Below are 25,428 nucleotides of genomic sequence, written 5' to 3'. Positions count from 1 at the left end.
CATCGGGCGTTCGAGCGCGGACACGAATTGACTTCGATCAATTGAGCTTGATCGACGAAAGGGTCCTGAGCCCTTCCACAGGCCACGGGTTGGCTGCCACCCAGTCCGAGAACCTCTGCCGTTCGGCAGGCGACAATGTCTGCGGCAGCAACGGCCCGAGAAGCACTTTCTCCCAGTCGACGTGCTCGCGCCGCCGCTCCGCCGCGTTGCGGATGAGATAGCCGAGCATGCCGCGATCGACGTGTTCGCCGGAAGAAACCATATCGAAACACTCGACCAGTTCGTCGTTAATGCCGGAAATTTCGATGTGCTGCCGCGTCAGGGGAACGAAGCGCTCGTGCAGGTGCTCGTGGCGCTGCGAGATAAGCGGCAGGATCGCCTGGCTCTGAAGTGTGAGATGAGACGACCACGTCGATTGAACGAGCTTCGACAGCACGTCGATTGTGGTCGGATTGAGCGACCCCGGGAGACTGTCGGCAACGGCCAGCAGGGACTTACAAATATCGAGTTGCAAGGCGCAATCGGCGGCAAAACGAGCGGCCGGGTGTTCGGCATCGGCGTCCCATTCCGCGGGCGGGCGATCGTCGGTAGCCATAAAGTCTCCTCTTCCGGGCGCCGATAGTCTTGCAACCGTCACGAAACGGCTTTGACCGAGATCAGTTGATATCGCGACCGCGGAAGGGATCATCGCGGGGTCCGAAGCGGACAATTGAGCATCTGGATCGAAGAGCTTCGAGGCGCTAGGGTGAACGGCAAACGACCCGTCATATCAAGGTCAGCCATGCTGAAGGCGATCCTGGAGTCTGCGGTCGCCGCAATCTTGGCGATCGACAGTTCCGGCCGCATCCAAATCGTCAATCCGGCCGCCGAAAGGATGTTCGGGTACTCGACAGATGAGCTTCTGGGCAAGCCGATTAATGTGCTGATGCCCGAGCCCTATCAGTCGCAGCACGACCATTATCTGCAGCGTCATCTCGCGACCGGTGAGAAGAAGATCATCGGTATCGGGCGGGAAGTCCGAGGCCTTCGCAAGGATGGAACGGTGTTCCCGATCCATCTGTCGGTTGGATCGTTCGAGGTCGGTGGCCAGCGCTTCTTTTCGGGCATCATCAACGATATGAGCGCCCATGCCCGGCTGCAGGCCGAAATCGACCGGCAGTCGCTGCTCTTCCAGGCCGTTTTCGACCACGTTCCCGAAGCGCTCGTTATTTTCTCTCCCGACGGCGAGATCATCCTGGTCAACCCGGCTGCAAGCCGGATGTTCGGCTACTCGGCCGATGAATTCGCCACCGTCGATCTGTTGGCCTTCTTTGCTGAACCGGGCGACCTGAAAAAGCTCGAACCGCAACAGGGGGAGCCGAACGACGGCCGCACGATTTCCGTCACTCTCCGCCGGCGCGACGGCGCAAAGTTTCCCGGCCAGCTGCACGTCGCTGACATCGTCGGCGCAGACGGCTCCCAGATCGCAAACGTCGGCCTCTTTCGCGACATGACCGAGGAGATGAAACAGAAAGAGGCGGCGCTGAAGTCGCAGAGGCTCGAGGCCATCGGCCAGCTGAGCGGCGGCATTGCCCATGACTTCAACAATCTTCTGACGATCATTTCGGGAAATCTCGAGCTCTTGGAAGAGTCGATTGCAAACCCGCAGGATCACGACCTTCTGACGCGCGCCGCGAGAGCCGCAGATTCCGGCGCCCGGCTCACCAACCGCCTTTTGACGTTCGCCCGCCGCCGCCAGCTTGCCGCCGAGGTCATCAATCTCAACGAGCAGGTCCGCGGCATGACCGAGCTTTTGCGCCGCACGCTCGGCGATATGATTGAATTGCGAACGCATCTTGCGCCGGATCTCTGGCTGGCGCGCGTCGATGCCGCCGAAGTCGAAGCCGCGGTTATTAATCTTGCGATCAACGCGCGTGATGCCATGCCCGACGGCGGCAAGCTGACCATTCGCACCGAAAACGCCACGCTCGACGAGGGTGAGATCGGATTTGAAGGTCCGTTGACGGCGGGCGAGTACGTCAGGATTTCCGTGTCCGATGACGGAACAGGAATGTCCAAGGAAACCTTGAGCCGCGTCTTCGAACCCTTCTTCACGACGAAGCCACCCGGCCGCGGCACCGGTCTCGGCCTCAGCACAATCTATGGCTTCGTGAAACAGTCGCAGGGCAATATCACGATTTACAGCGAGCCGGGCGTTGGCACGACTATCAACCTCTATCTGCCCCGCAGTGTAGATCCAAAGGATGCGCAGCAGGGCCCATCGACGGCGACCGCTCAGATCGCGGCTGGCGAGAACGTCCTCGTCGTCGAGGATAACCGCGATGTGCGGGCGCTGACGGTCAAGCGCTTCGAGCGGCTCGGATATCGTGTCGTCGAGTGCGTCACGGGCGCGGAAGCGAAGGAGGCCCTCAAGAACGGCTTGGACGTCGAACTGGTCTTTACCGACATCATGATGCCGGGCGGCATGACCGGGATCGACCTCGGCAAATGGATCGCGGAAAATCGTCCAGGGTTGCCTGTCATTTTGACGACCGGATTTGCCGAAGAAATCGCGGGAGCCGCCGCGCCCGCGGACGAAACGTGGATGATTTTGCGCAAGCCCTACGCTCAGAAGGATTTGGCGAATATCGTCCGCAAGGCCCGCGAAAAACACCCTGCCTAGGCACCGCCGCGTCCGTTAGACAGTCAAATCCGCCGCACATCCGTCGCCAGCATATAGCCGATGCCGCGCACCGATTTGATATAGGCGGCGTTCGATCCATCGTCGTCGATCTTCTTGCGCAGGCGGCTCACGAGCGCATCGATCGAACGGTCGAGCGGCGAATAATCATGACCCTTGAGCAGATCCATGATCTCGTCGCGGGACAAGACCCGGTGCGGACGTCGCACGAAAATCTCGAGCAGATTGAATTCACCCGTTGTCAGTTCGCGAATTGTGCCGGAGCTATCTTTCAGCGCCCGGCTTGTGGCGTCGAGTGTCCACCCGCCGAATTGATAGCTTTCGTGCTTGGCTTCTGCAGTTAAAACAGAAATTCCGCCGGCATCTCGCCGCCTGAGAACCGCGCGCACGCGCGCCAGCACTTCGCGCAAATTGAAAGGCTTGGAGATATAATCGTCAGCCCCGAGTTCGAGCCCAACAATGCGATCGACGGCATCGCCCTTCCCGGAAACCATGACGATTGGAATGTCGCCGTTGGCGCGGATTTCGCGTGCGAGAGAAAGCCCGTCGTCGCGGCCGAGCGTCAGATCGAGCGTGACGAGATTAACGCCGCCTTTTGCTAGGGCAGTCCGCGCGCTCGCGGCATCGCTCGCTTCCGAAACGGAATAACCTTCACGTTCGAAACAGGTCCTTAACAGCTGCCGAATGTCCGGGTCGTCGTCGATCACCAGAATTTCCGTCGTCACGAGCGATTCCCGGGTTTCCACCCGTCCCTCCATGCACCGAACGGGGCGCGAACCGGCGAGCTATGGCCTCGCAGAGCAGAACATGGGTTACAATAAAATTTTTTGAACCAGAAGCGTCGCTTCGCCGCTCATGGCAGCCATGAATGGCCGGTGTTTAGCAGCCCGTCGCGTAACCGCCAACGAAGTCGATTTCAGATGGTTTCCGCTCTATTTGGCGCCCCATCCGGCGCCGAGACGACCCCGCGCCGCGCGCAAGGCACCGCCGAACGCCGAATATTGCAAGCCCTTCGGTGCCCAATGTAACGCGAAGGGCTTCAGCATCTCGGCGGCCGCGAGGTAGCAGATCGTAATGCCGACGATCGCCGCAAGGATTGATGCGGGCAGGGAGACGAATCCGGCAAAATGGCCGACTGGAGTCAACGCGATGATGAGCGCGATGGCGAGCGCCCCAAGCGAGCTGGCGGCCAGGACGGCGTTGGGCCGGCTCGCCCAGAACGGCTTCGCCGTCCGGATGATGAAAATAACCAGGATCTGCGTCGCAATCGATTCGACGAACCATGCCGTCCGAAAGGTTTCGGGATCGACCTTGAACACGTTCGAGAGAACGAAAAACGTTCCGAGATCGAAAATCGAAGACAGCGGCCCCATGATCAGCGTGAAGCCCAGGACTGAGTTGATATCCCACGCTTGCGGCCGTGACAGCGCCTGCTCGTCCGCTTCGTCGAACGGAATGCCGATCTCGGAAAAATCGTAGAGCAGATTGTTGATCAGGATTTGCAGCGGCGTCAGCGGCAGGAACGGCAAAATCAGCGACGCAAGCGCCATCGAAAGCATGTTGCCGAAATTCGAGCTTGTGCCCATCCGGACGTACTTCATGATGTTGGCGTAGGTCCTCCGCCCCTCGGCCACGCCGTCGGCAAGCACGTTCAAGTCCGGTTGCAGCAGAATGATATCGGCGGCGTCGCGGGCGACGTCCGTTCCCCCCTCGACCGAAAGTCCGACGTCTGCGGCATGGATGGCGGTTGCGTCGTTGATGCCGTCGCCCAGGAAGCCGACCGTAAACCCGCGATTGCGCAGCGCGCGAACAATCCGCCCCTTCTGATCGGGCGAGACGCGCACGAAAAGATCGACCTTTGAAACGGCGTCCAAGAGCGCCGCATCCGAAAGCGCGCTGATCTCGTCTCCGGTCAGCAGACCTTGAGCAGGAAGGCGCAGGATTTTCACCAGATTGAGAACGACAGGTGCGGCGTCTCCGGAAATGATCTTCACGGCGACGCCGACGTTCATGAGCTTCGCCACCGCTTCCGTCGCCGAACTCTTGGGCGGATCGAGGAACGACGCGCAACCCACGAAGGTCATGTCGGTCTCATCGTCGGGCCCGACCTTCGAGCATGCGGGCGGCACATCCCGCCGCGCGACGCCGAGCAGGCGCAGGCCCTCTTCGCCTTTGGAATCGAGGAGTGTCTGAAGCGCGCCGCGTCGCTCGTCCGTCAGCGGCTCGACTGTTCCATCGGCCGCTTCGATGCTGGTGCACTGTGCCAGCAGCAACTCGGCCGCACCCTTCGTGACGACTTGCCGGCGGCCATCACGTTCAACCAGAACGGACGCGCGCCGCCGCTCGAAATCGAACGGTGCATCATCGATATAGACCCACTTCGCGTCCGCCGCCTGAGTTGCCGCGATGACGGCATCATCCAGATTGCTGCGCGTGCCGCTCGCAAATTGACTGTTGAGCCGGATGAGGGTTGCCACCTTGTCATTGCGAGCGCCGTCGGTGCCGATGCTTTCCACGAGCGCGATTTTGGCTTCCGTCAGCGTACCCGTCTTGTCGGTGCACAGCACGTTCATCGCGCCAAGATCGTGGATCGCCGAAAGCCGCTTGACGACGACCTTTCGCTTCGCCATCCGCAGTGCTCCGCGCGCGAGCGTCACCGTCATGATCATCGGCAGCAGCTCGGGTGTCAGCCCGACCGCGAGCGCCACTGCGAACATGAAGCTCTCGAGCGAAAGACCGTGTCTCGCGAGCTGCGTCAGCAGAACGAAGAGGACGAGAAACGCCGTCAATCTCAGGATCAGCATCCCGAGACGGTGCAGCCCGCGCTCGAATGCCGTCATCGGCTCGCGCGCCTGAACCGAAGCCGCGATCGCGCCGAACGTCGTTGCCGCCCCGGTCTCGGCAACAAGCATCGTCGCTTCGCCCGAAACGATGCTTGTTCCCGCGAAAAGAGCGTTATGAGCTTCCGCCAGCAGCAAACTGGCGCAGGGACCGGCCTTCTTCTCGCACGGATATGGCTCGCCGGTCAGGCTGGCCTCATTGGCCATGAGGTTCCGGCACGTGACGACGATGCCGTCGGCCGGTACGAGATCGCCGGCGCGCAGCTGCACGATGTCGCCGCGCACGATGTCCTTGACCGGCAGTTCGACAACATGCCCGTCACGGAGAACCGACGCGGTGACGGCGACCGACTTTTTGAGGGCCTCGATTGCCGTTTCGGCTTCGCGCTCCTGATAGAGATCGAGCACGATCGATAGCGTAACGATGAGAACGATGATGAAGAAGCTCTGCCAATCTCCAGCCCAACCCGACACGGCAGCAGACAGCAGGAGAATGGCCGTCAGCGGTTCGGCGACCCGCCGCAGCGCCTTCATCGCGAGGCTTCTCTGTAACTTGACGCTGACGAGGTTGGGGCCGTCGACGCTCAAGCGGTGAGCGGCATCATCCGAACGAAGTCCCGATGCTCCGCTCCGGAGCTCCGAAAACGCGGTCTCGATCGAGTGCGTCCAGAAGGGCGTCGAGAAGCGGCGCTCGGTCTTGCTCGCGGAACGGTCGTGATATGTCATCGGTCGGATCGGGAGTTTGTCAGGATACGCCATTGCCGAAACGGCCACCGCCCGGCCGATATCGGCGCGCTTATCACTAAATTCCGGGCCTGCAACTATGCGCAAGATCAAAGTTTGGCAGGCCCTGGCTGAATGGAAATTCTTTGAAACATTCCCCAAACTTGAGCGGCGACAAGCTTTAGGCCGTTAGGTGCTCGACGCGGCCGCCCGAATCACATTTCTGTAGTTATGCGAGACTGGGCCCTTTCAGGGCCGCTGGTCGTTGGCGCGTTAGAGGGGAAGCGCGAATTATGCAAATGTTCCGGATAATAGCGGCGGCATTCTTATGTCTCTTTGGCGCTTCGGCAGCCTACGCCGGCGGCGACCTGACGGACTATGCAGCGCCTTTAAAGCCGGTCAGCGCCTGCGGCGGCCCGTTCTCTGGGCTGTATGGCGGCGGCATTCTCGGTTTTGGCAGCGCAAAATCGAAAATATCCGGCGAAGGCGGCTCCATCGACGGCAATGACAGAGGTTTCACGATTGGCGGCACCGCCGGCTACAACTGGCAGTGCAACGGCCGCCTGCTCGGCATCGAATCCGACATCAGCTATTTCAACGCCGACAACAAATGGAGCGAGTCTTGCTGCGGCGGGTTCAGCGAGACACTGGACTCCCAGATAAACTGGTTTGGCACTTTGCGCGGCAGGGTCGGCCTCGTCGGCGATGAGAATTTCCTGGTCTTCGCTACAGCCGGCCTCGCTTACGGCGGCATCGATCATTCCTTCAAATTCCAGGGCGGGGAAATCGGATCATTTTCACAATCGGATAGCGATACCGAAATCGGCTGGACGGTTGGAGGTGGCGTCGAATACCTGCTCAGCGATCATTGGGCATTCCGCGCCGACGCGCTGTATGTCGACTTCGGATCCGAGGATCACACGTACACGACGGATCTGTGCGAAAGCGGCTCGTGCACGTCACGCTTGAGCTGGGACGATAACTTCTGGGTCGCGCGCGTTGGTTTGACGTATCTCTTCGGCGGCGCCCAGCGGGATCCCGCTCCCGAATATGCGCCGATGAAGTAACGACCGAACTTCGGAAGACGACAAGAGCGGGTCGGCTCTAAGCGCCCGCTCATTCAATTCACCCGAATACAGACTGCCGGATCACGCTGCGGTCGCCGCAACGTCCGCGCTCGATTTTGCCTCTGCATCTGCAGCCGCCTTCGCGGCCAGGCCCATAACCGTCATCGTCGAAATGCGCCCCGATTTGAAAAGCGCATCGACGCGCGCCGCCTCGGCCATCATTTCTGCGATGTCGTCCGCCGTCAGATCCGAATAGATTTCGGCCGGCTTGATATCGGAAACTTCCACACTCATGACGCACTCAACTCTGTATCTGATCTGTCCGCCGGCCGCTGCGTTTTCGCTTTTTGCGGGCTGGCGTGTTCCAGACTTATGAACGTCAATTCCTAAAAATTGCGGAGTTTCAAAGTGCAGGTTCCAGTCCTGCTTAAATTCGAGTTACCGCACGCCCATATTGAAGCAGTATCGCCTCGTTTCGGCTGTCGCGGAGGGAACGTCCCGGAGTGGATCGGATCAGCGGCCGCCTGCGAGTGCGTGTTCAAGACGGTTAAGAAACTCTGATTGGCTCCTCAGAATTTTGCGGTGTGCGGCGGCGAGATCGAACCACGCGGCCTTGTCGATCTCTGGGAACGGCTGCATCCGCCCGGAGCGCGGCGGCCATTCGATGCTGAACATGTTGCTGACGAGGTTTTGCGGATCCCAGTCGGCCTCGATCGACCACACATGAACGAGCTTGCCGCCGGCCTGACGCACTGAGCCGAGCGAAAGACGCTCGCCTTGCGGCTGAAATCCCGTCTCCTCGGCAAACTCGCGCAGCGCGGCCAGATCCGGCTCTTCGCCGTCCTGGACTTCGCCTTTTGGAATGGTCCAGGCGCCCTCATCCTTGTTCCGCCAGTAGGGTCCGCCCGGATGCGCCAGAAGTACTTCGAGGTCGCCCCGACGACGGTGTAAAAGCAGCCCTGCGCTTGTCTTGCTTTTCACGTTCGTATTTTCGGACTAGATGGGATTGCCATGCCGCCTCCGAAGACCCCCCTTTTGTCTGTCGATTGCGTCGTTGTCGATCCCGACCTCGGCGTGCTTATGGTCCGCCGGAAAAATCCGCCGTTCAAGGGCCAACTGGCTTTGCCCGGCGGATTTGTCGATATCGGTGAAACCGTCGAGCAGGCAGCAAAGCGCGAGCTGAAGGAAGAGACCGCATTGGAGGCCACTGACCTCACGCTTGTCGGTGTCTATTCGAAGCCCGATCGTGATCCGCGCGGGCATTCCTGCTCGGTGGCATATCTTGCGCGGACGCGAAACACGAATGCCATTGCCGGCGACGACGCGGAAGCCGTCGCCTGGATCAAGGATCTCGACGGCATTGAAATCGCCTTCGATCATCGAGACATTATCACCGACGCGCTGAACCTTATCCGATGATGTGAGAGCCCATGGAATTCAAGGACTACTACAAGACATTGGGCGTGGCGCGTGACGCGACGCAGGACGACATCAAAAAGGCCTATCGGCAGCTCGCGCGCAAATATCATCCCGATATCAACAAAGAGCCCGATGCCGAAGCGAAGTTCAAGGAAGTCGGTGAAGCCTACGAAGTCTTGAGCGACACCGAAAAGCGCGCCGCCTACGACCAGCTCGGCAAGGACTGGAAAGCCGGACAGGAGTTCAAGCCGCCGCCGAACTGGGATGCGGGTTTCGAATATTCCGGCGCGCCGGGATCAGGAGGCGGCGACTTCAGCGATTTCTTTTCGAGCATCTTCGGTGCGGAATCCGCGCGCGGCGAACGCGCTGGGCGCGGTCAGCGCACACACACGCGCACGACTTTCAACATGCGCGGCGAAGATCATCATGCCGCGATCGTCATCGATCTCCAGGATGCCTTGGACGGCGCCACCAGAACCATCTCGCTCCGCATGCCGGAGATGGACGACGGCGGCCACGTTCTTCTGCGCGACAAGAATCTGACCGTGCAAATTCCGAAGGGCGTGACCGAAGGCCAAAGCATTCGCCTCAAAGGCCAGGGCTCTCCCGGTATCGGCGAAGCGCCGTCGGGCGATCTCTACCTGGAAATCCGCTTCAAGCCCGACGCCCGGTATCGCGTCGTCGAGAAGGATCTTTATTTGGAGCTTCCGGTTGCACCATGGGAGGCCGCCCTCGGCGCAAGCGTGAAAATGCCGACGCCGTCGGGCGCGATCATGCTGAAAGTTCCCGCAGGCTCCGCCAATGGCCGCGAACTTCGCATCCGCGGGCGCGGCATTCCTGCGAAAGAGCCGGGCGATCTCTACGCGGTGCTGAAGATCGTCTGGCCGCCGGCGACGAACGAAAAGGCGCGCAAGATCTATGAAGAGATGGCGAAAGAGTTGGATTTCGATCCCCGCGCCGGACTGGGAGTTTAGGCGATGAGCGACAAAGCACCCGGCTCGACTCCGGCCGAGCAAACCAGCACCGACCCTATCTATTCCCTCGATGAACTGACCAGGGCTTGCAACGTCGAGACCGCATGGATTGTCGAGCTTGTGGAGCACGGCATCATCGAAGCGCGCGGCGCGTTGGTTTCGGAGTGGCGTTTTTCGACCGCCACTGTCGTTCGCGTCGCCAAGGCAAAGCGCTTCGATCGCGACCTCGGGCTCAATCCTGCCGGCATCGCGCTGGTCTTCGATCTTCTGGGAGAGATCGACCGCCTCAAGGCGCGTTTGCATGTCCTTGCCGGATCGCATTCTTCGCTCGCCGATCACGGCAACGACGACCGGGATTCGACGTGATCGACCCAAACGCCTGATCTGCCGATGCCCGCCATGTCGCGCAAACATATCATTGTGGTCGGTCATGCAGCGCTCGACTACGTCTATCAGGTCGAGGCGCTTCCGACCTCGGGGACGAAGCTGCGCGCCACCGCTCATGCCACCAGCGGCGGGGGCATGGCGGCCAATGCAGCCGCCGCGATTGCCAGGCTCGGAGGCGACGTGTCTCTCTGGGCGCGCATCGGTGACGATGCGGCGGGTGGAATCATTCGTCAGCAACTGCGGCAGGCGGGCGTCGGCACAAGCCACGTCCGAGCGTTTGAGCACGCATCGTCGGCGACAGCTGCGGTGATCGTCGATAAGCGCGGCGAACGCCTCGTCATCAGCGAGGATGACCGCGAGTTTCCACTCAGCGCCGACTGGCTGCCGGTTTCAAGCGTCGAGACCGCCCACGCCGTTCTGAGCGACTTGACGTGGCTCGAAGGAACTGTCGCCGCGTTCCAGGCTGCGCGCGATCGAGGCATCCCGACGATCGTCGATGTCGATCTGAATGCCGGGCCGCTGTTCGACAAGGTCATCGGTCTTGCCGACTACGCGATATTTTCCGCTCCGGCCTTCCGCAAGCTTGTCCACGGCAGCAGCGACGAAGATCGTCTCGCGCGTCTCGTCCAATCGGGCATCCGCCACGCCGGCGTAACTCTCGGCGGCCACGGATATCGCTGGATGTCTCGTGATGGCGAGCACGGGCACCAACCGGCCTTTCGCGTCCACGTCGTCGATACAACGGGCGCGGGCGACGCCTTCCATGGCGCCTTCGCGTGGGGCGTGGCGAACGGACTTCCGGATCGGGACTGCGTGCGAATTGCGTCGGCCGTTGCAGCATTGAGCTGCACGGGCCTTGGCGCACGGGCACGCCTTCCAACCGAAGATGAACTGAACGCCTTTCTTGCCGAACGCCGTTAGCTCGATTGCGTTGCGCTGCCGTATGTGCAGCGCGGAATAAAACACCAATTACTGCGGTCCATCACAACGCCACCTGAGATCACTTAAGGCCGTATACGGATTTAATAAAATCAAGATTGTGCAATGCGCGCGATCATTCCCGCATTTTGTGCAACGCGAGTTTAGTTATCCAAGATGAGCGGATTCACCGAAGTCGTGATTGGCTTTCACGCGAATATCGGGGTTCTCATTGCACCATAACAAATAAGAGGAAATGCAATGCCCGATTCTGCCTACACCATGATCTTCGCAATCGAAGGGCTCCTTGTTTTCGGAGCCGTGGGAACCGGTTTGCTTCTCTTCTATACAAGCCGCAATCAACGCCACCAGCATCGCGATTTGACGAGCCGCAGCGAGTAGTCGCCGGCTTCAAGCTTCAGCCATCAATCCAGCCCGCGCCGTAGCACCATGCGGCGCGAACCTGAACTATGACCTGGCTCTTCGAGGGCCGGGGTAGGCGCGTCCGCGCGTCCGCTAAACCTTGGTTTAGGGTCATCTATTTTCTGGCAATCCCACAAAGACGCCTTTTGGCACGCGATCGCCCGTCGCCGCACGCCTCGTCCGTACGGCACATCATACCTTGAGATGAATGTTTGAGGCCCGCCGCGGCCCTATTTCCCCAATGCAGCCAAGTCGAAGCCGCCGCGGAGAGCGGGTGCTGCCGGCCTGACCAATCTGATGGAGAGTAAAATGAAAGTTGCTGTTCTCGCTGCCATGCTGCTCGTTTCGGGTGTTTCGGGTGCCTTCGCCGCTCCCTACCAGTGCACGGGCAATTACAAGACCGCTGGCGCTGCCTGCGACGTCTCAAAGTAAAATGAAAGTCGAGCGATGATCACTCGAAGGACGGGCGCCTGAGGGCGCCCTTTCTTTTGCTATTCGGAACTAGGATAGCCGAAGCCGGCTATTGCCGCAGAGGACGCCGGCGCTCATGGAACCAAGGCCGGTAGTCTTCCATTTTCGCCCGCTGTGCCGATGAAGCATGCCGCTTGCAAGTCGATGCCTCTTCGCTCCCCTCCGCCGCGCCCCATCGGACTTCGACGCAATCGTTGACGTTGTAGGCCATCTCAAGGTCTTTCGATCGGTCGATAACGTCCTTGAGCGTCAGCGTCCATTTCGAGCCGTCCGTTCGGGTGTAGGAGACCTTCCTGTCCGCGATCTCGGAGGCCAGAGTGCTTTGCAGTTCCGATTTGACGTCATCGACGCTCTTGTCTTTCGGCATCGCGTAACGGTTCGCGCGCCGCGCCACCCTATCCGGGAACCCACGCACCACATCGATTGCGATAAGCAAGCGCAAATCGCGCGATGGCGTGGCAAAATCTTCCCATGCTCCGGTCGTCTCGAAGATCGCCGGACCTGAAGGAATGGCGACTTCGGTGCCGCCGCCGACCTGATACTTACGGCCGTTCTCGACCGAAGTGACGCGCGTATTGACCTGCTCTTCCAGCGCGGTGATCGCTTCCTTGATCGCATGATTGGGATCGAGAGGCTCCGGAGACATCACATCGTCCATGCGATCGTAGAAGTCTTCGACGCCGAGTTTTGATTGTTCGAGTGAGAAGTCGGCGTAATCTGCGTCTTTCAAAATCTCGGAATTCGTCAGCCGCCGCAACGTGCCGCTGTTATCGGCGACAATCGGACGGAATCGCTTGAAGCCCGGGCTACCGAGCGAGGCATCTTGAGCGAACAGGAAGTTGCCGCGCCAGAAGCGTTTGCGCGCGACTGTTCCGTCGGGCTGGCCATCGACGGCAAGAAACACGCCCGCCGCTTCGCTCGTCTGCGCGACGCGCTTCACCAGCACAAGAACGTGGCCGTAGGGATCGGCATAGATCGTGCCGGGCCGAAGCGTCCCGGCAGTCAATGGAACCGGATAGTAATCGGTGTTGCTGTCGTCGGCGGCCGTGCGCCCCGAGCCGGAATGCACCGCATTGGCCACCACGGTCCGGATATAATAGCCAAAGCCCGGAACAAGCCCGGCCGGACGGGTCTGGCGCGGTGTCGACGTCGAGGCAGCGGCCGTCTCGAATACCCCGAACAGCGAATTGCTCGCGGTTTGCGCCGGCTTCTGGTCGTTGCCGCCGTTGGATGCATCTTCCTTTTGGATGTTGAACCATTGCGGGCACCGCGGAGCCTTGCCGCCACCGCCGCGCGTGCATTTGGAATATCCGAACGGCAAGCCGACCTTGAACGCGAAATACGCTCTGAGGAAATACGGAAGATCGGCGCAGTCGGGCTGCATGATCAGCTTCTTCTCGTCTTCCGCGAGGCCGAGATGATTGAACAGCATGTTGCGCGATTTATCTCGCAGCACTTCATGCAATGCGGGCCACGACGGTGCGGCCTCGATCGGGTCGTCGAACAGTTTTTCGATCCACGCGGAATAGAGATTTTCCGTGTCGCGGTCCCACGCGCCGCGGATTGGCCAAACGCTTTTGGACGTTGCGCGAGGAGCGGCACCCGCTGTCTTCGCCACTGTGAATTCTCGCTTCACCGTCGCGCAGGAGGAATCTACGCCATCGCGCGCCAGCGTCGCGATCCACGTTCCTGTCGAAGGCGATGCAACTTCCGCGAACCAGAAATACGGCGGCCCGCCATGACGCTCCTCTGACGTGACGGCGACTTTCCCATCGGGACCGGTCAGCGTCAGCACGCCCTTCTGCGCGGTCTCGGCGGTGAACACGACGCGCAGAGGCGCGCCTTTCCATGGCGTCAGCGGTGATGCAAGCACCGCAAGTCCCGCTTCGGCTTCGCACGCGGAGAAGCTGTCCTTGGCTTGTGCGCCGATCGGCGCAGCGATGGCGGCGATGATGATGGCCGCTGCCGCCAGCAGGATAGGCGACGCGACGCGGCGAGAATGTCGATGGGGAAACAAGCGACCCCCCTTATTGAGTGCTCCCTGAGAGCCCGACCATACTGCGCCAGCTTTGCCCAAACGATGGCAGACGCCGATTTTGTCATCGGAGAGGGATGCAAATATCCAATATTCTAGGGCTTAACCAATATAAGAGCCCGCGTTACCCTGCATTTTTTCTGCTTCGCAGAACGGTTTGACGGCCGTTCACTTTTTTCCGAACGCTGCTGTCGTCTATTCGCTCAATTCGCGCCAACCCTTGCAGCGCGCCACCGCATCGTGGAAACGCTTGCGGACGGCAGAGCTGTTCGCGACGCGCGGATGGAAAATATGAAGTTCGGTCTTTGGTTCGGGCAGCGTGACACTCGCACCGAGCGCCGCGAGCTTTGCGGTCCCAAAGGCCGTTCGCTCGTCGAAGTCCGCGACGATCACATCGCGCCCGATCATGTCGGCCAGGAACTGCGCAAAATATCGGCTACGCGCCAGCCCGCCGTCGATTGCCACCGCCGACCCGATCGGCACATGCGCGTGCATCGCGGTGACGACATCCGCGGCACAGAGCGCGATGCCTTCCAGCAGAGCCTGCCGCAGATCTGCCTGTGTCGTGCCGGCGGACATCCCGAGAAACAGCGATGCCGCCGTTCGATCCCAGTGCGGGCAGGCCAAGCCCGAGAGCGCGGGCACGAAAACGACACCCCGTTCAATTGCGGCTTCGCCCTCGAACCAATCGAGATCTTTTTCGAGGTCGGAAACAATACCGATCCGCCGGGCCCACTCGACCGCCGCGCCGGCGTCATACACACCGCCATCGACGGCATAGGTCGTCTTGCCCTCGATCTTCCAAGCGACGGTCGGCAGCAGACCTTTCTCCGGCGCGCGGGCGATCTCTTGTCCGGTGACAGCAAGCGCGAAGGCGCCGGTGCCGAACGTGATTTTTGCGTCCCCAGGTTTCCGGCAACCATGCCCAAACAGCGCCGCCTGTTGATCAACGACCGATGCCGTCACCGGAATCCCGCCGATACGACCATAGTCGGCGACCGTCGGTCGGATCTCGGGTAAGCAGGTGATCGGCACGCCGAAAAGATCACACAGATCCGCGTCCCATTTGCCGCTTTCGAGGGTCATCAGCGATGTCCGCGATGCCGTCGTTATGTCGGTGGCGAACTGCCCAGTGAGGCGGTCCAGAAAAAACGCGTCCGTCGTCCCCAAACGCAGACGCCCCGCAGCCAAGGCCTGTTTGGCTGCCGGCACGTTGTTGATGATCCAGGCGAGCTTGGACGCCGAGAAATAGGGATCGAGCGGCAGCCCGGCGCGGCTCAGCGTCAGCGACGCCGCCCCCCGATCTTTGAGGCGCGCGACCGCTTCCTCCGTTCGATTGTCCTGCCAGACGATGACGGGCGACAGCGCTTCGCCCGTTTCCGCGTCCCACGCGAGGCAGCTTTCTCCCTGATTGTCGATGCCGATGGCATCGACCACGCCGGCAGCGTCCAAGCACTTGCGGATATTTGCGAGCAGCTCTTCCGGATCATGCTCCACCCAGCCCGGGTGCGGATGGAATTGCTGATGCGTGATGGCGCAAGCGATCTGGAGCATTCCGTCGGTATCGGCGACCAGAACCCGCGTCGATGTCGTGCCTTGATCGATCGCCGCTACACGCATGCTTGGTCATTCCCGGCGTCGCTGGACACAACATCCTCCAGACCGATGGTGACGTCCGCGTCGGCCTCGCACAAACCGTTGAGGGGTGCCAGGATTCGCCGTTCCGGACTCGAGGTCAACGGCTGCTTGCGAATGGTGATGCCGCGCGAAGATGATACCAGCGTGCCCGAAACCTCGTCGATGGCGCGCATTTGCAATTGTTTGAGGCCAGGTCCGCCCGCAACGAGCCGCTGCGGCACCACGTATCGGATACCGGGACCCGGCACGAGCCGGATCGAACGATCGGCTTTGGGCAGCTTGCCGTCCAGATCTTCCGCGACGAAGCCGCCGACCTGGCGCCCTTCACGCCACGACCAGCCCGCCGTGTCCACCGGATGCAGAATATTGCCGGCAGCAAAGATGCGCGGTTCACTTGTCCGCGCGAACTGGTCGATGACGGGTCCCCCGGTGCCCGCGTCGATCGCGAGCCCTATCGAGCGGGCCAGCGAGGCTTCCGGCTTGAACGAGCCGGTGAAGAGCACGCCATCGCACGTCACTTCTTCCAACACACCATCAGAATGCCGGAGCGTCACAGCTTCGACGCGCGGCCGGCCCTTGATATCGGCGATCGTCGTTTCGTAGTGAACGGGCACGCCGAGCAGGCGCGGCAGAATCATCGACGGCCTCCGCACGGTCGGGCGATTGCGGGCCTCGATCATGGCCACGGGCGTCGCGCCGATCTTTCGGCACGTCAGTAGACTGGAGAGCGATACAAGCTCTGTTCCGACGATCAGCGGTCGGCGAAACGGCACGAGATGCTGAAGATAGACGTATTCCTGCAGCGCGCCGGTATTGAGAATGCCGAGCGGCCGCTCTCCTGTAATCAGCCGCGCCGCGCGCGGTTTCTCGCGCACACCCGTCGCAACGATGACCCGTTTCGCCATCACCGATAGCGGCCCGCGCGGAGTAACGCACCTGACGATCAGGTCGCCCGTATAGTCGATCGAGACGACCGTGCAGCCGAGCTGCAACTCGACGCCGGCCTCGACCGCGCGCTCGACCAGACGCCGCGCATACGCAGGACCGCTCAAGATTAAACCGAATTCGCGCATTCCGAACGGCGGATGTCCGCAATGGCGGGGTATGCCGCCGCCGATCGTTTCTCGTTCTACGACCATCACATCGGCAACGCCCAGCCGGCGCAGCCGTGTCGCCGCCGACAGTCCCGCAGGCCCCGCGCCGATGATCAGAACATCGACGCTTCGCACTTCGAAGGGAGCGGACATCACCCTGCGTCTCCCACTGCGAGAGGCGCCGTAAAATAGCCTTCCGTCAAAAGAGCGAGCTGCGCATTGCAGTAGAATCCCTGGCACCGGCCCATGCCGCATCGTGTCCGCCGCCGCAGACCGCCGAAATCGCCAGCCGGCAACGGATCCGCCAACGCCCGTTCGATCTCGCGCAGCGTCACCATCTCGCAGTGGCAGACGATTTCTCCATAGCCGCTGCTCTGCCAATCCCTCGGACGGTGCTCAGCGAGATTTGGAACGCGCGGTGTGTGAGGAAATGCGATCGGTGTGTGTCGGTTGCCCATGCCCTCGTAGAGCTTGAACACATGGCGCGCGATGCCGAGCGATGCCGTCAGGCCGGTCGACCGTATCCCGCCGACCGTGATCCAGTTGCGATCTCCATAGGTCGAGATCCGATAGGATTTCTGTTCGGTCGCTGGCCTCAGTCCGGCATAAACGGCGGTGACGTCGACGGTTGCCAGCGCCGGCACCATGTCTTCCGCTTTTGCCAGGAGGTCTCGCAACACATCCTCCTGCACAGTCGCGCGGTCGCGATCGTCCTGCTCTTCCGCCGTCGGTCCGACCAGGACATTGCCGAATGCTGTGCGTGTCAGGACGACGCCCTTCGTGCGCTCCGACGGCACGGGAAGAACGATCGTCTTCAGCAGTTTCGCCGCTTCCTTGTCGAAGACGACGAACTGTCCTTTGCGCGGCTTGATCTGAAACGATGCCGAGCCGAGAAGCCGGATTTCGAGCCGGTCACCGTAAAGCCCTGCACAGTTGATGACGGTGCGCGCTTTGCGGACGCCTTTTGTCGTCTGCAGCGTCCAGCACGAACCGTCGAACGCACCGGACAGAACCTCGGTCGAGAACGAGATCTCGGCGTCGTGCGCCTTCGCCTGTAGAAGATAGGCGAGGAACGGCGACCAAGGGTCGATCACGTGCTCGCCCGGCACAAGCAGCGCTTCGCGCGCACGCGGCGACAGATTGGGCTCCCGCTCGCGGATTTCCGTGGCGGTCAGCCTCACGACATCATGGACGCCATTCGTCCTGGCCTGCGCCTCGATGCCGTCGAGCGCGGCGCGTTCCGCTTCCGACCAGGCGACGACCATCGCGCCGGTTTCGAGCAGAGGCAGGTTGAAGCTTTCGCGGATTTCCAGATACTCGTCGTATCCTGCCTGCATGCAACTGAGTTCGACGCTGCCAGGTGGTGCGTCGAACCCCGTGTGCAGGATAGCGCTATTTCCTTTGCTCGCCCCCGAAAGAAGGTCCGAACCCTTTTCCAGAAGCACTACGCTTGCACCTTCGAGTGCAAAGCGTCTCGCCATGGCGCAGCCAACGGCTCCCGCACCAATAATGGCGACGTCCGCGATCGACATTTGCTTTCGTCCTTTGCCATTCGGCGGAGCCAACGCCGAAACGGAAATAGAAATGCCGTGGACACGAGTGCCCACGGCATCAAACGCGTGTCAGTTACGCAGTCTCGCCCACCGCCCGCTCGGCGGCAGCGATCTCGGCTTGGCGCTTCGCAATCTCGGCGCCGATTGGTGGGCCCTTGAAGCGGCGCGAACTCAATTCCGAACCACAGCACGATCAGCAGCACCAACAGACCCAGTGCATAGTTGATCAGGATATCGAACGGAGGCTGGATGCCGGCATATGCCAGGATGAAGGTGCCGATGATGACAAGAACCGCCATCGGCTTCGAAAATGCGCCAAGCCGGAACGGTCCGAAGTCCGTCCACGTCTTGCCCTCGGCGAAGAGACCCGCCGCAATCGGCATCGCGTAAGAAACATAAAGGAAGAGCGCGCACCCGGCCGCGAGAGCGGCGAAGGCAGGCGAGTAAAGCGTCGCCAGCACCGACAGGACCGCTGCCAGCCAGATCGCAGGCACCGGCGTTCGCCACTGCGGGCTGACCTGCTTCCACAGGCTGGAGCCGGGAAGGCCGCCGTCACGCGCGAAGGCGTAGACCATGCGCGAGGTCGACGTCAGGCCCGCAAGGGCGCAGATGAAGTTCGCAAGCACAATGCAGATCGCGATCAGGTCCTTCAGCGGCGTCGGAGCCGGCAGGTTGTTGAACAGATTGAACCAAGCCGCCGCACCGTCCTTTGCGGTCGCGGCCAGATCCGGACTAGCGACGATGAACGACAGCGCCATAACGAAGCCGAACACCAGCGACCAGAACACCGAGTGGATCATGCCGCGTGGCACGCTACGGCGGGCATCATTGGTTTCCTCGGAAGTGTGCGCGGAAGCATCAAAGCCTGTGATCGTATAGAGCGGGTAGAGCAGGCCGACCAGGAATGCCACAATCGCCGTGCGCGCCGCGGGCACATATCCGCCGCCAGCATCGCCCGTATTGTTCGCGAATGTGAATGCGTGCGACCAGTTGCCGGCACCCCAGACGAAGAACATCAGCGTCAGGATAACGGCGACGACAAGGATCAGGTAGCCCGAGAAGTCGGTCAGCAGCGTCGTTAGCTTGATGCCGAAATGATTGACGAGCGCCTGCGCGATTACGATGGCACTCACAGCCGCGACCTGCACGTAGTAGGCGTGATCGTTGTTGGCGTTGACCTGATCGATCGTCATGCCTGCGGGTAGCGGATCAGTCGACAGTGCAGTCCACGGCGTCACGTCGATGTGAAAGACACCGGAGACGACGAGATCGCGAAACAGCTGCCACACGCCGACGTCAACCGACGCCACCACGAAGATGAGACCGAGGAGATTGATCCACGCCGTTGCCCATCCCCAGCCGCGACCGCCGAGGATCGAAGACCAGTGATAGAGCGCACCCGCAGTCGGATAAGCCGACGCGATCTGCCCAAGGCAGGTCGCAACCAGAAGCGCGAACAGGCCGCCCACGATCCAGCCGATCGTCGCTTGGAATGCGCCGCCTGTTGCCATAGCGAGGGGGAACGACGTAATGCCGCCCGCAAGGATGCAGATGATCGAAAACGAGATGGCGAAATTCGAAAATCCACCCATGCGCCGCGACAGTTCTTGCGCGTAGCCCATCGAGTGAAGAACTTTAGTGTCTTCATCGTGCGTCATGCTCAACCCCCAGTTGCAAATGGGACCGGATCAGTGGGACGAAAATTTGCCCATTCGGGCAACGAATTTGTTTATATGCTCCGACATCTTAGGTGAACAGTCAAATAAAATGACCGAACGGGCAGGACCTATGCGTCCTAATTTACGACGTCAGCGGATCGAACAGGTCGTACGCGCGCGCGAGCGCGTGACAGTCGATGCGTTGGCTGAACTCCTTGGAACCTCACGGGAAACCATTCGCCGCGACCTCACCGATCTCGCCGAGCGCGGCCGCGTCCGCAAAATTCACGGCGGTGCCACGGTCGCCGAGCCGAGGCTCGCCGATGTCGATGTTGAAGGCTCGTTTCAGGGTCGCCTGCAGGAGAACGCTGACGCCAAGCGGGCAATTGCGCGCCGCGCGATCGCACTCTTTCAGCCGGGCGACACTCTTTTCGTCGATACCGGAACGACGACGTTGTGGTTCGCGGAGGAACTGTCGTCTGCGAGCGGCCTGACGGTGATTACCAATTCGACCGCCATCGCTGCACTCGCTGCGCGCAGCCCGTCGAACTCAACATACCTGATCGGTGGCGAGTATCGCGCCGACGGAACGGAAAATCTTGGGCCGCTTGCGGTCGAGCAGATCGAGCGCTTTCACGCTATTCATGCCGTTCTTGCGGTCGGGTCCGTTGAAACCTCGGGCATTTTCGATTTCGACGTTCGAGAAGCCGATGTCGCGCGCGCGATGATCGCGCAGTCGCGCTCGGTGACGGTGCTCGCCGACGCATCGAAATTCGGCCGCGGCGGTCTCCTCAAGATCGCAGCGTTCGACGCCATTGCCCGCATTGTGACCGACTCCAATCCTCCGCCGGAAATTGTCGGCGCTTTGGCGGATGCAACGACTGAGCTGATCCTGGCCCGTGAGCCCGCCGAAGCCCACCATCTGCCTTAGGTCTTTCCGAGGATGCGGCCCGCACCGCGAACAGGACTGACATGAACGGTGGCGCCGTTTTCGAACGTCTCGCTCGATCGCCGTCGGCCCAAGTCGATCATCAGTTTCTGTCCGTCGGCGATTTCCACGAACAGTCGAAGCAACGGACCGTAGAAGACCGTTGATGTGACCTGCGCGGCGACCGTCCGTTCCGACGCAACCGCATCGACGGTAAGCTCTTCCGGACGCAGGCACACGTAAGCGGATGCACCCCGTTGCAGCGCCCCACGCGCGCAGTCGGCCGGAACATCGATAATCATTGCTCCGGCCGCGACGCGTGCGCCTTCGGGCGTCACTTCCACAATCTCGGCATCGAGAACATTCATTGACCCGATGAAGTCGGCGACGAACCGCGTCGCCGGTGCATCGTAAAGCTCAGCCGGGGAGGCGATCTGCTCGATCTTTCCACGGTTGAGCACGACGATGCGATCTGAGATCGACAGCGCCTCGCCCTGATCGTGGGTGACCATGACGAACGTCGTGCCAAGCCGCGATTGCAGCCGCTTCAACTCAATCTGCATTTGCTCACGCAGGTTGGCGTCGAGCGCAGACAGCGGTTCGTCGAGCAGAAGAACGCGCGGCGAGCAGACCAGCGCACGTGCAAGGGCGACGCGCTGACGCTGGCCGCCGGATAAGTTCGATACGCGCGCGTAGATCTTGTCGCCGAGGCCGACCAGTTCGAGCGCCTCCTTTACTTTCTTGTCAGTCTCCCCCCGCGAAAGCTTGCGTAGCGACAAGCCGAAACCGACGTTCTCCGCGACGTTCATATGCGGAAAAAGCGCGTAATCCTGGAACACGGTATTGAGCGGCCGGTCGTAGGGACGCAACGCCGTTATATCGGCCCCATCGAGAAGCACGCGTCCGCTCGTCGGTTCCTCGAAACCTGCCATCACTCGCAGGCTGGTGGTCTTGCCGCATCCTGACGGGCCGAGAAGACTGACGAACTCTCCATGCGCGATGTCGAGCGTGACGTTGTCGAGACCGATCGTGCCGTTGTCGAAAACTTTGGAAACTCCGTCGAGACGCAGCAGCGGATCATTCGCCATGACGAATCTCGGTCGCCTTGGTGGTATTGATCCAGACGATTTCGCACTTTTCCTTGCCGCCGTTGCGGAACGAGTGCTTCAGCGTGCTCTTGAACGCAAAGCTGTCGCCCGTCTTCAGAAGATAGACGACGCTATCGATCGTCAGCTCGACCTGGCCTTTCTTTACCAGACCGAACTCGTAGCCGGCATGACTGTAGGATTCGCCGGTGCCACCACCGGCTTCGACGTGCACGAGCAGCCCTGTAAGCACAGAGCCCGGAGGTGATAGCAGCTCTTTGCGCATTCCGTCGGAGCGAACCGGAACATCCTTTCGGCTGGCGGCGCGAACCACATAAAGATCGCCGTTCTTACCTTCGTCGTCGGCAAGAAGACTGTGCGGCTCGACACCGAGCGCCGCCGCCAGCGGCCACAGCACGCGGATCCTGAGCGAGGTCAACCCGCGTTCGATCTGGCTCAGCGCCCCCACCGATATGTTGGCGCGCTGAGCCACTTCCGTGATGCCGAGTTTCCGTTCGAGCCGGAGCGCGCGAATACGTCGGCCGAGACGGACGTCAGCCTCCGACGGAGACGGATCTAACGCGTCCTCGCGTGCTTTCGTTGTCTTCGTGCGCCCCACGTGCGTTGCCTTTCTCTGAAAATCCGGCATTGCGATACTGGACTGACGGCGATCAGCCGCCGGCCTTCACTTTCTCGAACATCTTGGCGAGGTCGTCATTCTGCTTCATCGGCCCGGTGAAAACCGTGCTCTTCAGCACGACGTTGGGGTCGGATGGAAGCTGCAGTCGATCCAGTTCTTCTTTCGGAACGAGGGCGAACGCCGCGCTCGATGCGCTGCCGTAGCCGTATTGCGTGATGAGCTCCTTGCCGGAATCGCCTTCGAGCCGGCTATTGATGAAGTCGTAGGCGAGATCGACGTTCTTCGCATCCTTCAACATCACGAATCCGCACGCCCAAGTCAGCATGCCTTCCTTCGGCTTCATGAACTCGACCTTGACGCCTTGTTTCTTCAATGTGGTCGCCGAAGCGTTCCACGTCATTGCCGCGACCAGTTCTCCGCTCGCGAGCGACTGCTCGACCGACGTCATGTCCGTCGTATAGGAACGTAGCAGCGGTCGCTGTTCGCGCAGCTTCGCCGCAACTTTCTCGACGTCCGCGGCCGACATGTCGAACGGATTGACGCCAGCCATGATGGCAGCAACGACGGGCGTGTCATGGACGGCGTCGATTGTCGCGATGCGCCCCGCGTAGGTTTTATCCCACAGCAGGTTCCACGAGGGTGCGGGATCTTTCACGAGATCCGTCCGATAGAGGATCGAGGTATTGCCCCAGTCCCAGGGCACCATCCACACTTTGCCGTCTCCGGCTTGGATGTCGGGAAGATCTTTGAACACCGGGAAAATCGTGTCCCAGTTTTTGATGCGCTTGGTGTCGATCGGCTGCAGCAAGCCTTCCTTGTTCCAGCGCGCGATCTTGTCGTAGCAGGGATGTGCCAGATCGGGATGGAAGCCCGCTTTCACCTTGGTGAAGGCCTCGTCGTCGTCGCTGAAGACCGAGATGTCGACGCCGTCCGGATGCGCGGTGAGGAAGCTCTTGTTGAAAGCCGGCAATTCGTAGCCGGACCAGGTGAAATACGTCAGCTTGTCGGCGGCGAGTGCAGGCGCGGCCAGCGCCGTAACGAATGACAGAAAGCCGGCAGCTCTCTGCAGAATTTTTCGCGATCTATTTCCCTGCATGACTTGATACTCCCTGGTTATGTTCAAGAAATCGGCAGATTTCCTTTGGCAGTGACCGGTAGATCGTCGCGCCCGCCACCGCGCCGGCGGATGATTTCAGCGCTCGTCGCAATGACGATCGAAACAAGAAGAATGACGGTGCCAAGCGCCATGACGCTCGGAAGCGCTTTCGGAAAACGAAGTTGTCCCCACACGAACAGCGGCAGCGTCGGCTCCGTTCCTGAAAGGAAGAACGCGACGATGAATTCATCGAAAGACGTCAGGAACGACAGCATGAACGACGAGGCAATTGCGGGCGCGGCAAGCGGCAGGATGATGCGCCGGAACGTCGTCCATTCGTGCGCGCCGAGATCCATCGCCACTTCGCTGAAGCTTCTGGGTAGCGACTGAAAGCGGCTGCGCATGATGACGACGGCAGTGGGCAGCGCGACCAGAGTGTGCCCCAGGATGATGGCGATCCGCGACGGACCAAGTCCAGCAAGATTGACGAGAATGAGCAGGGCAATTCCGACGATGACGCCGGGTATGAGAATGGGAAGCCGCGCAAGCGCCGAAATCGCGCGAGAAACCCGGTCCCCGCCAGCGATCTCCATGTAGCCGACGGTAACGCCGATTGCGGTTGCGAGAAACGCTGCCGCCAGGCCCACGATCAGGCTCGTCTCGAAGGCACGATGCAGATTTTCATTGTCGAGCAGGCTTCGATACCATTCGAACGTGAAGCCCGAGAGCGGAAACGCCGCCTGGATTGAGTTGTTGAATGAAAAAATCGGGATGATCGCGATCGGCAGATAAAGAAACACGACATAGGCGATGAGATAGCCTCTGAGCCACGTCGCATTCCTGGAGGCGAGCCCGTTCATGTCCGGCTCCCGAAACGCCGGTCGGCGAACCGTGCGATAAGAACCACGGCGAGGATGACGAGCATTACGATCACGGACAGCGCGGCGCCGAACGGCCAATCGTTGGCTTTGCCGAATTGCGCCTGGATCATCGAGCCGATCATCGTGCTGTTGGGGCCGCCGACCAGCGCCGGCGTCACGTAGTCGCCGACCGTCGGCACGAAGACGACGAGGGCGGCGCCCAATACGCCGGGCATCGAAATCGGCAGGATGACGCGGCGGAAAATCGTCCACGGCCGCGCGCCGAGATCTTCCGCTGCTTCGATCAACGATTTCGGCACGTTCTCGAGCGCCACATAAATCGGCAGGATCGCAAAGGCCGCATACGCATGAGCGAGCGTGACGACGACGGCCAACGGCGTATTGAGAAACGCCAGAATGGGCTCTGACGTGATGCCCGTGGTCAGCAGCGCGGAGTTGAGAACGCCGTTGTAGGCAAGCACGACTTTCCAGGCAAAGACGCGCAGCAGATAGCTCGTCCAGAACGGCAGCGTCACGATGAAGAGCAGCAGGCCGCGATGCTTTCCGGCATGAAACGCCAGATAATAAGCAACGGGGTAAGCGGTCATCACCGTTGCTAGCGTCACGAAGCCCGCAATCGCGAGCGACCTTAGAATGACCGTCGCGTAAAGCGGATCGGACAAGGCGCCGACGAAATTCTCGAGCGTGAATGCGCCGCCCAACAGCGAGCCGTCGTTGGTCCTGAAGCTCAGAAACAGCACGACGCCGAGCGCGAACAGGACCAGGATCGATGTCGCCAACGCGCCGGGAGCCGACATGCCGAACTGGAACAGCCGACGATGCCGCTCCGAGGCCGCCGGAATCGCGCAATCAGTGTCGGCGGAAACGCTCATAACTTTGAATCCTGAACTTTGGACATAGTTTTTCACAATTACGAAA

The 25,428-nt window shown here is 60.9% G+C and carries 22 protein-coding genes and 1 pseudogene; 8 read left to right on the top strand and 15 right to left on the bottom strand.

Annotation, left to right across the window (positions count from 1 at the left end):
• Positions 1–37 precede the first annotated feature (37 nt).
• Positions 38–595 carry a hypothetical protein gene (locus tag QM780_RS12375; RefSeq protein WP_415070764.1) on the bottom strand — a complete coding sequence of 186 codons (558 nt, stop codon included), beginning with the start codon at positions 593–595 and terminating at the stop codon, positions 38–40.
• Positions 596–781: 186 nt separating this feature from the next.
• Here QM780_RS12375 and QM780_RS12370 point away from each other — a divergent pair, with 186 nt between their 5' ends.
• A complete protein-coding gene (locus QM780_RS12370; protein WP_415070763.1) occupies positions 782–2,662 on the top strand; it encodes a PAS domain S-box protein in 1,881 nt (626 codons plus the stop codon).
• Positions 2,663–2,685: 23 nt separating this feature from the next.
• Here QM780_RS12370 and QM780_RS12365 read toward each other — a convergent pair whose 3' ends face one another.
• Positions 2,686–3,405 (bottom strand): response regulator, encoded by a 720-nt coding sequence (locus tag QM780_RS12365; RefSeq protein ID WP_415072033.1) that lies wholly within the window; start codon positions 3,403–3,405, stop codon positions 2,686–2,688.
• Positions 3,406–3,612: 207 nt separating this feature from the next.
• A complete protein-coding gene (gene mgtA, locus QM780_RS12360; protein ID WP_415070762.1) occupies positions 3,613–6,246 on the bottom strand; it encodes a magnesium-translocating P-type ATPase in 2,634 nt (877 codons plus the stop codon).
• 296 nt (positions 6,247–6,542) lie between these two features.
• On the opposite strand from mgtA, the gene QM780_RS12355 reads away from it, so the two are divergent.
• Positions 6,543–7,310, top strand: coding sequence for an outer membrane protein (locus QM780_RS12355; RefSeq protein ID WP_415070761.1), 768 nt, complete (start codon positions 6,543–6,545; stop codon positions 7,308–7,310).
• An 81-nt stretch (positions 7,311–7,391) separates the two neighbouring features.
• On the opposite strand, the gene QM780_RS12350 is transcribed toward QM780_RS12355, so the two are convergent.
• Positions 7,392–7,604 (bottom strand): hypothetical protein, encoded by a 213-nt coding sequence (locus QM780_RS12350; RefSeq protein ID WP_415070760.1) that lies wholly within the window; start codon positions 7,602–7,604, stop codon positions 7,392–7,394.
• A gap of 219 nt (positions 7,605–7,823) precedes the next feature.
• Entirely contained in the window at positions 7,824–8,291 is a 468-nt protein-coding gene (locus tag QM780_RS12345) for an NUDIX domain-containing protein (protein ID WP_415070759.1), read from the bottom strand.
• A gap of 54 nt (positions 8,292–8,345) precedes the next feature.
• Here QM780_RS12345 and QM780_RS12340 point away from each other — a divergent pair, with 54 nt between their 5' ends.
• From QM780_RS12340 to QM780_RS12320, 5 genes are all read left to right on the top strand, one after another.
• Positions 8,346–8,729: an NUDIX domain-containing protein gene (locus tag QM780_RS12340; protein WP_415070758.1), complete on the top strand. Its 384-nt coding sequence runs from the start codon at positions 8,346–8,348 to the stop codon at positions 8,727–8,729.
• A gap of 11 nt (positions 8,730–8,740) precedes the next feature.
• On the top strand, positions 8,741–9,703 hold the full coding sequence (locus QM780_RS12335; RefSeq protein ID WP_415070757.1) for a DnaJ C-terminal domain-containing protein: 963 nt from the start codon (positions 8,741–8,743) through the stop codon (positions 9,701–9,703).
• A 3-nt stretch (positions 9,704–9,706) separates the two neighbouring features.
• Positions 9,707–10,069 (top strand): chaperone modulator CbpM, encoded by a 363-nt coding sequence (locus QM780_RS12330; protein ID WP_415070756.1) that lies wholly within the window; start codon positions 9,707–9,709, stop codon positions 10,067–10,069.
• A 33-nt stretch (positions 10,070–10,102) separates the two neighbouring features.
• Positions 10,103–11,011, top strand: a complete 909-nt coding sequence (locus tag QM780_RS12325; RefSeq protein WP_415070755.1) for a PfkB family carbohydrate kinase — start codon at positions 10,103–10,105, stop codon at positions 11,009–11,011.
• Positions 11,012–11,740: 729 nt separating this feature from the next.
• Complete coding sequence (locus tag QM780_RS12320; protein WP_415070754.1) at positions 11,741–11,863, top strand: hypothetical protein; 123 nt, start codon at positions 11,741–11,743, stop codon at positions 11,861–11,863.
• 88 nt (positions 11,864–11,951) lie between these two features.
• Here the strand turns inward: QM780_RS12320 and QM780_RS12315 are convergent, their stop codons facing one another.
• The 5 genes and pseudogenes from QM780_RS12315 to QM780_RS12295 all read right to left on the bottom strand — a co-directional run bounded on the left by QM780_RS12315 (position 11,952) and on the right by QM780_RS12295 (position 19,880).
• Complete coding sequence (locus QM780_RS12315; RefSeq protein ID WP_415070753.1) at positions 11,952–13,919, bottom strand: hypothetical protein; 1,968 nt, start codon at positions 13,917–13,919, stop codon at positions 11,952–11,954.
• Between the two features lie 213 nt (positions 13,920–14,132).
• Complete coding sequence (locus QM780_RS12310) at positions 14,133–15,557, bottom strand: FGGY family carbohydrate kinase (protein ID WP_415070752.1); 1,425 nt, start codon at positions 15,555–15,557, stop codon at positions 14,133–14,135.
• Positions 15,548–16,822 (bottom strand): NAD(P)/FAD-dependent oxidoreductase, encoded by a 1,275-nt coding sequence (locus QM780_RS12305; protein ID WP_415070751.1) that lies wholly within the window; start codon positions 16,820–16,822, stop codon positions 15,548–15,550. Before QM780_RS12305 ends, QM780_RS12310 begins: the two co-directional genes overlap by 10 nt.
• A complete protein-coding gene (locus QM780_RS12300; RefSeq protein ID WP_415072032.1) occupies positions 16,822–18,150 on the bottom strand; it encodes an NAD(P)/FAD-dependent oxidoreductase in 1,329 nt (442 codons plus the stop codon). The genes QM780_RS12305 and QM780_RS12300 overlap by 1 nt, the downstream gene beginning before the upstream one ends.
• A gap of 145 nt (positions 18,151–18,295) precedes the next feature.
• Positions 18,296–19,880: pseudogene (locus tag QM780_RS12295) on the bottom strand (amino acid permease).
• A 130-nt stretch (positions 19,881–20,010) separates the two neighbouring features.
• Between QM780_RS12295 and QM780_RS12290 the strand changes: the two are divergent.
• Positions 20,011–20,811 carry a DeoR/GlpR family DNA-binding transcription regulator gene (locus QM780_RS12290; RefSeq protein ID WP_415070750.1) on the top strand — a complete coding sequence of 267 codons (801 nt, stop codon included), beginning with the start codon at positions 20,011–20,013 and terminating at the stop codon, positions 20,809–20,811.
• Here the strand turns inward: QM780_RS12290 and QM780_RS12285 are convergent.
• Genes QM780_RS12285 through QM780_RS12265 form a run of 5 tightly spaced genes read right to left on the bottom strand, consistent with a single transcriptional unit; the run spans position 20,808 to position 25,382 of the window.
• Positions 20,808–21,896, bottom strand: a complete 1,089-nt coding sequence (locus QM780_RS12285; RefSeq protein WP_415070749.1) for an ABC transporter ATP-binding protein — start codon at positions 21,894–21,896, stop codon at positions 20,808–20,810. The genes QM780_RS12290 and QM780_RS12285 overlap by 4 nt on opposite strands.
• The gene (locus QM780_RS12280; protein ID WP_415070748.1) at positions 21,886–22,512 is read right to left on the bottom strand and encodes a helix-turn-helix domain-containing protein; all 627 of its coding nucleotides are present in this window, start codon (positions 22,510–22,512) and stop codon (positions 21,886–21,888) included. Before QM780_RS12280 ends, QM780_RS12285 begins: the two co-directional genes overlap by 11 nt.
• A gap of 52 nt (positions 22,513–22,564) precedes the next feature.
• Positions 22,565–23,629 carry an ABC transporter substrate-binding protein gene (locus QM780_RS12275; RefSeq protein ID WP_415070747.1) on the bottom strand — a complete coding sequence of 355 codons (1,065 nt, stop codon included), beginning with the start codon at positions 23,627–23,629 and terminating at the stop codon, positions 22,565–22,567.
• Positions 23,630–23,652: 23 nt separating this feature from the next.
• Entirely contained in the window at positions 23,653–24,489 is an 837-nt protein-coding gene (locus tag QM780_RS12270) for an ABC transporter permease (protein ID WP_415070746.1), read from the bottom strand.
• Positions 24,486–25,382: an ABC transporter permease gene (locus tag QM780_RS12265; RefSeq protein WP_415070745.1), complete on the bottom strand. Its 897-nt coding sequence runs from the start codon at positions 25,380–25,382 to the stop codon at positions 24,486–24,488. The genes QM780_RS12270 and QM780_RS12265 overlap by 4 nt, the downstream gene beginning before the upstream one ends.
• Between the last annotated feature and the right edge of the window lie 46 nt (positions 25,383–25,428).

Source organism: Hyphomicrobium sp. (assembly GCF_047600905.1).
In the GTDB taxonomy this organism is placed as follows: Bacteria; Pseudomonadota; Alphaproteobacteria; order Rhizobiales; family Hyphomicrobiaceae; genus Hyphomicrobium_B.
Note: the sequence above shows the minus strand (reverse complement) of the source record. Positions and strands in the feature narration are given on the sequence as shown.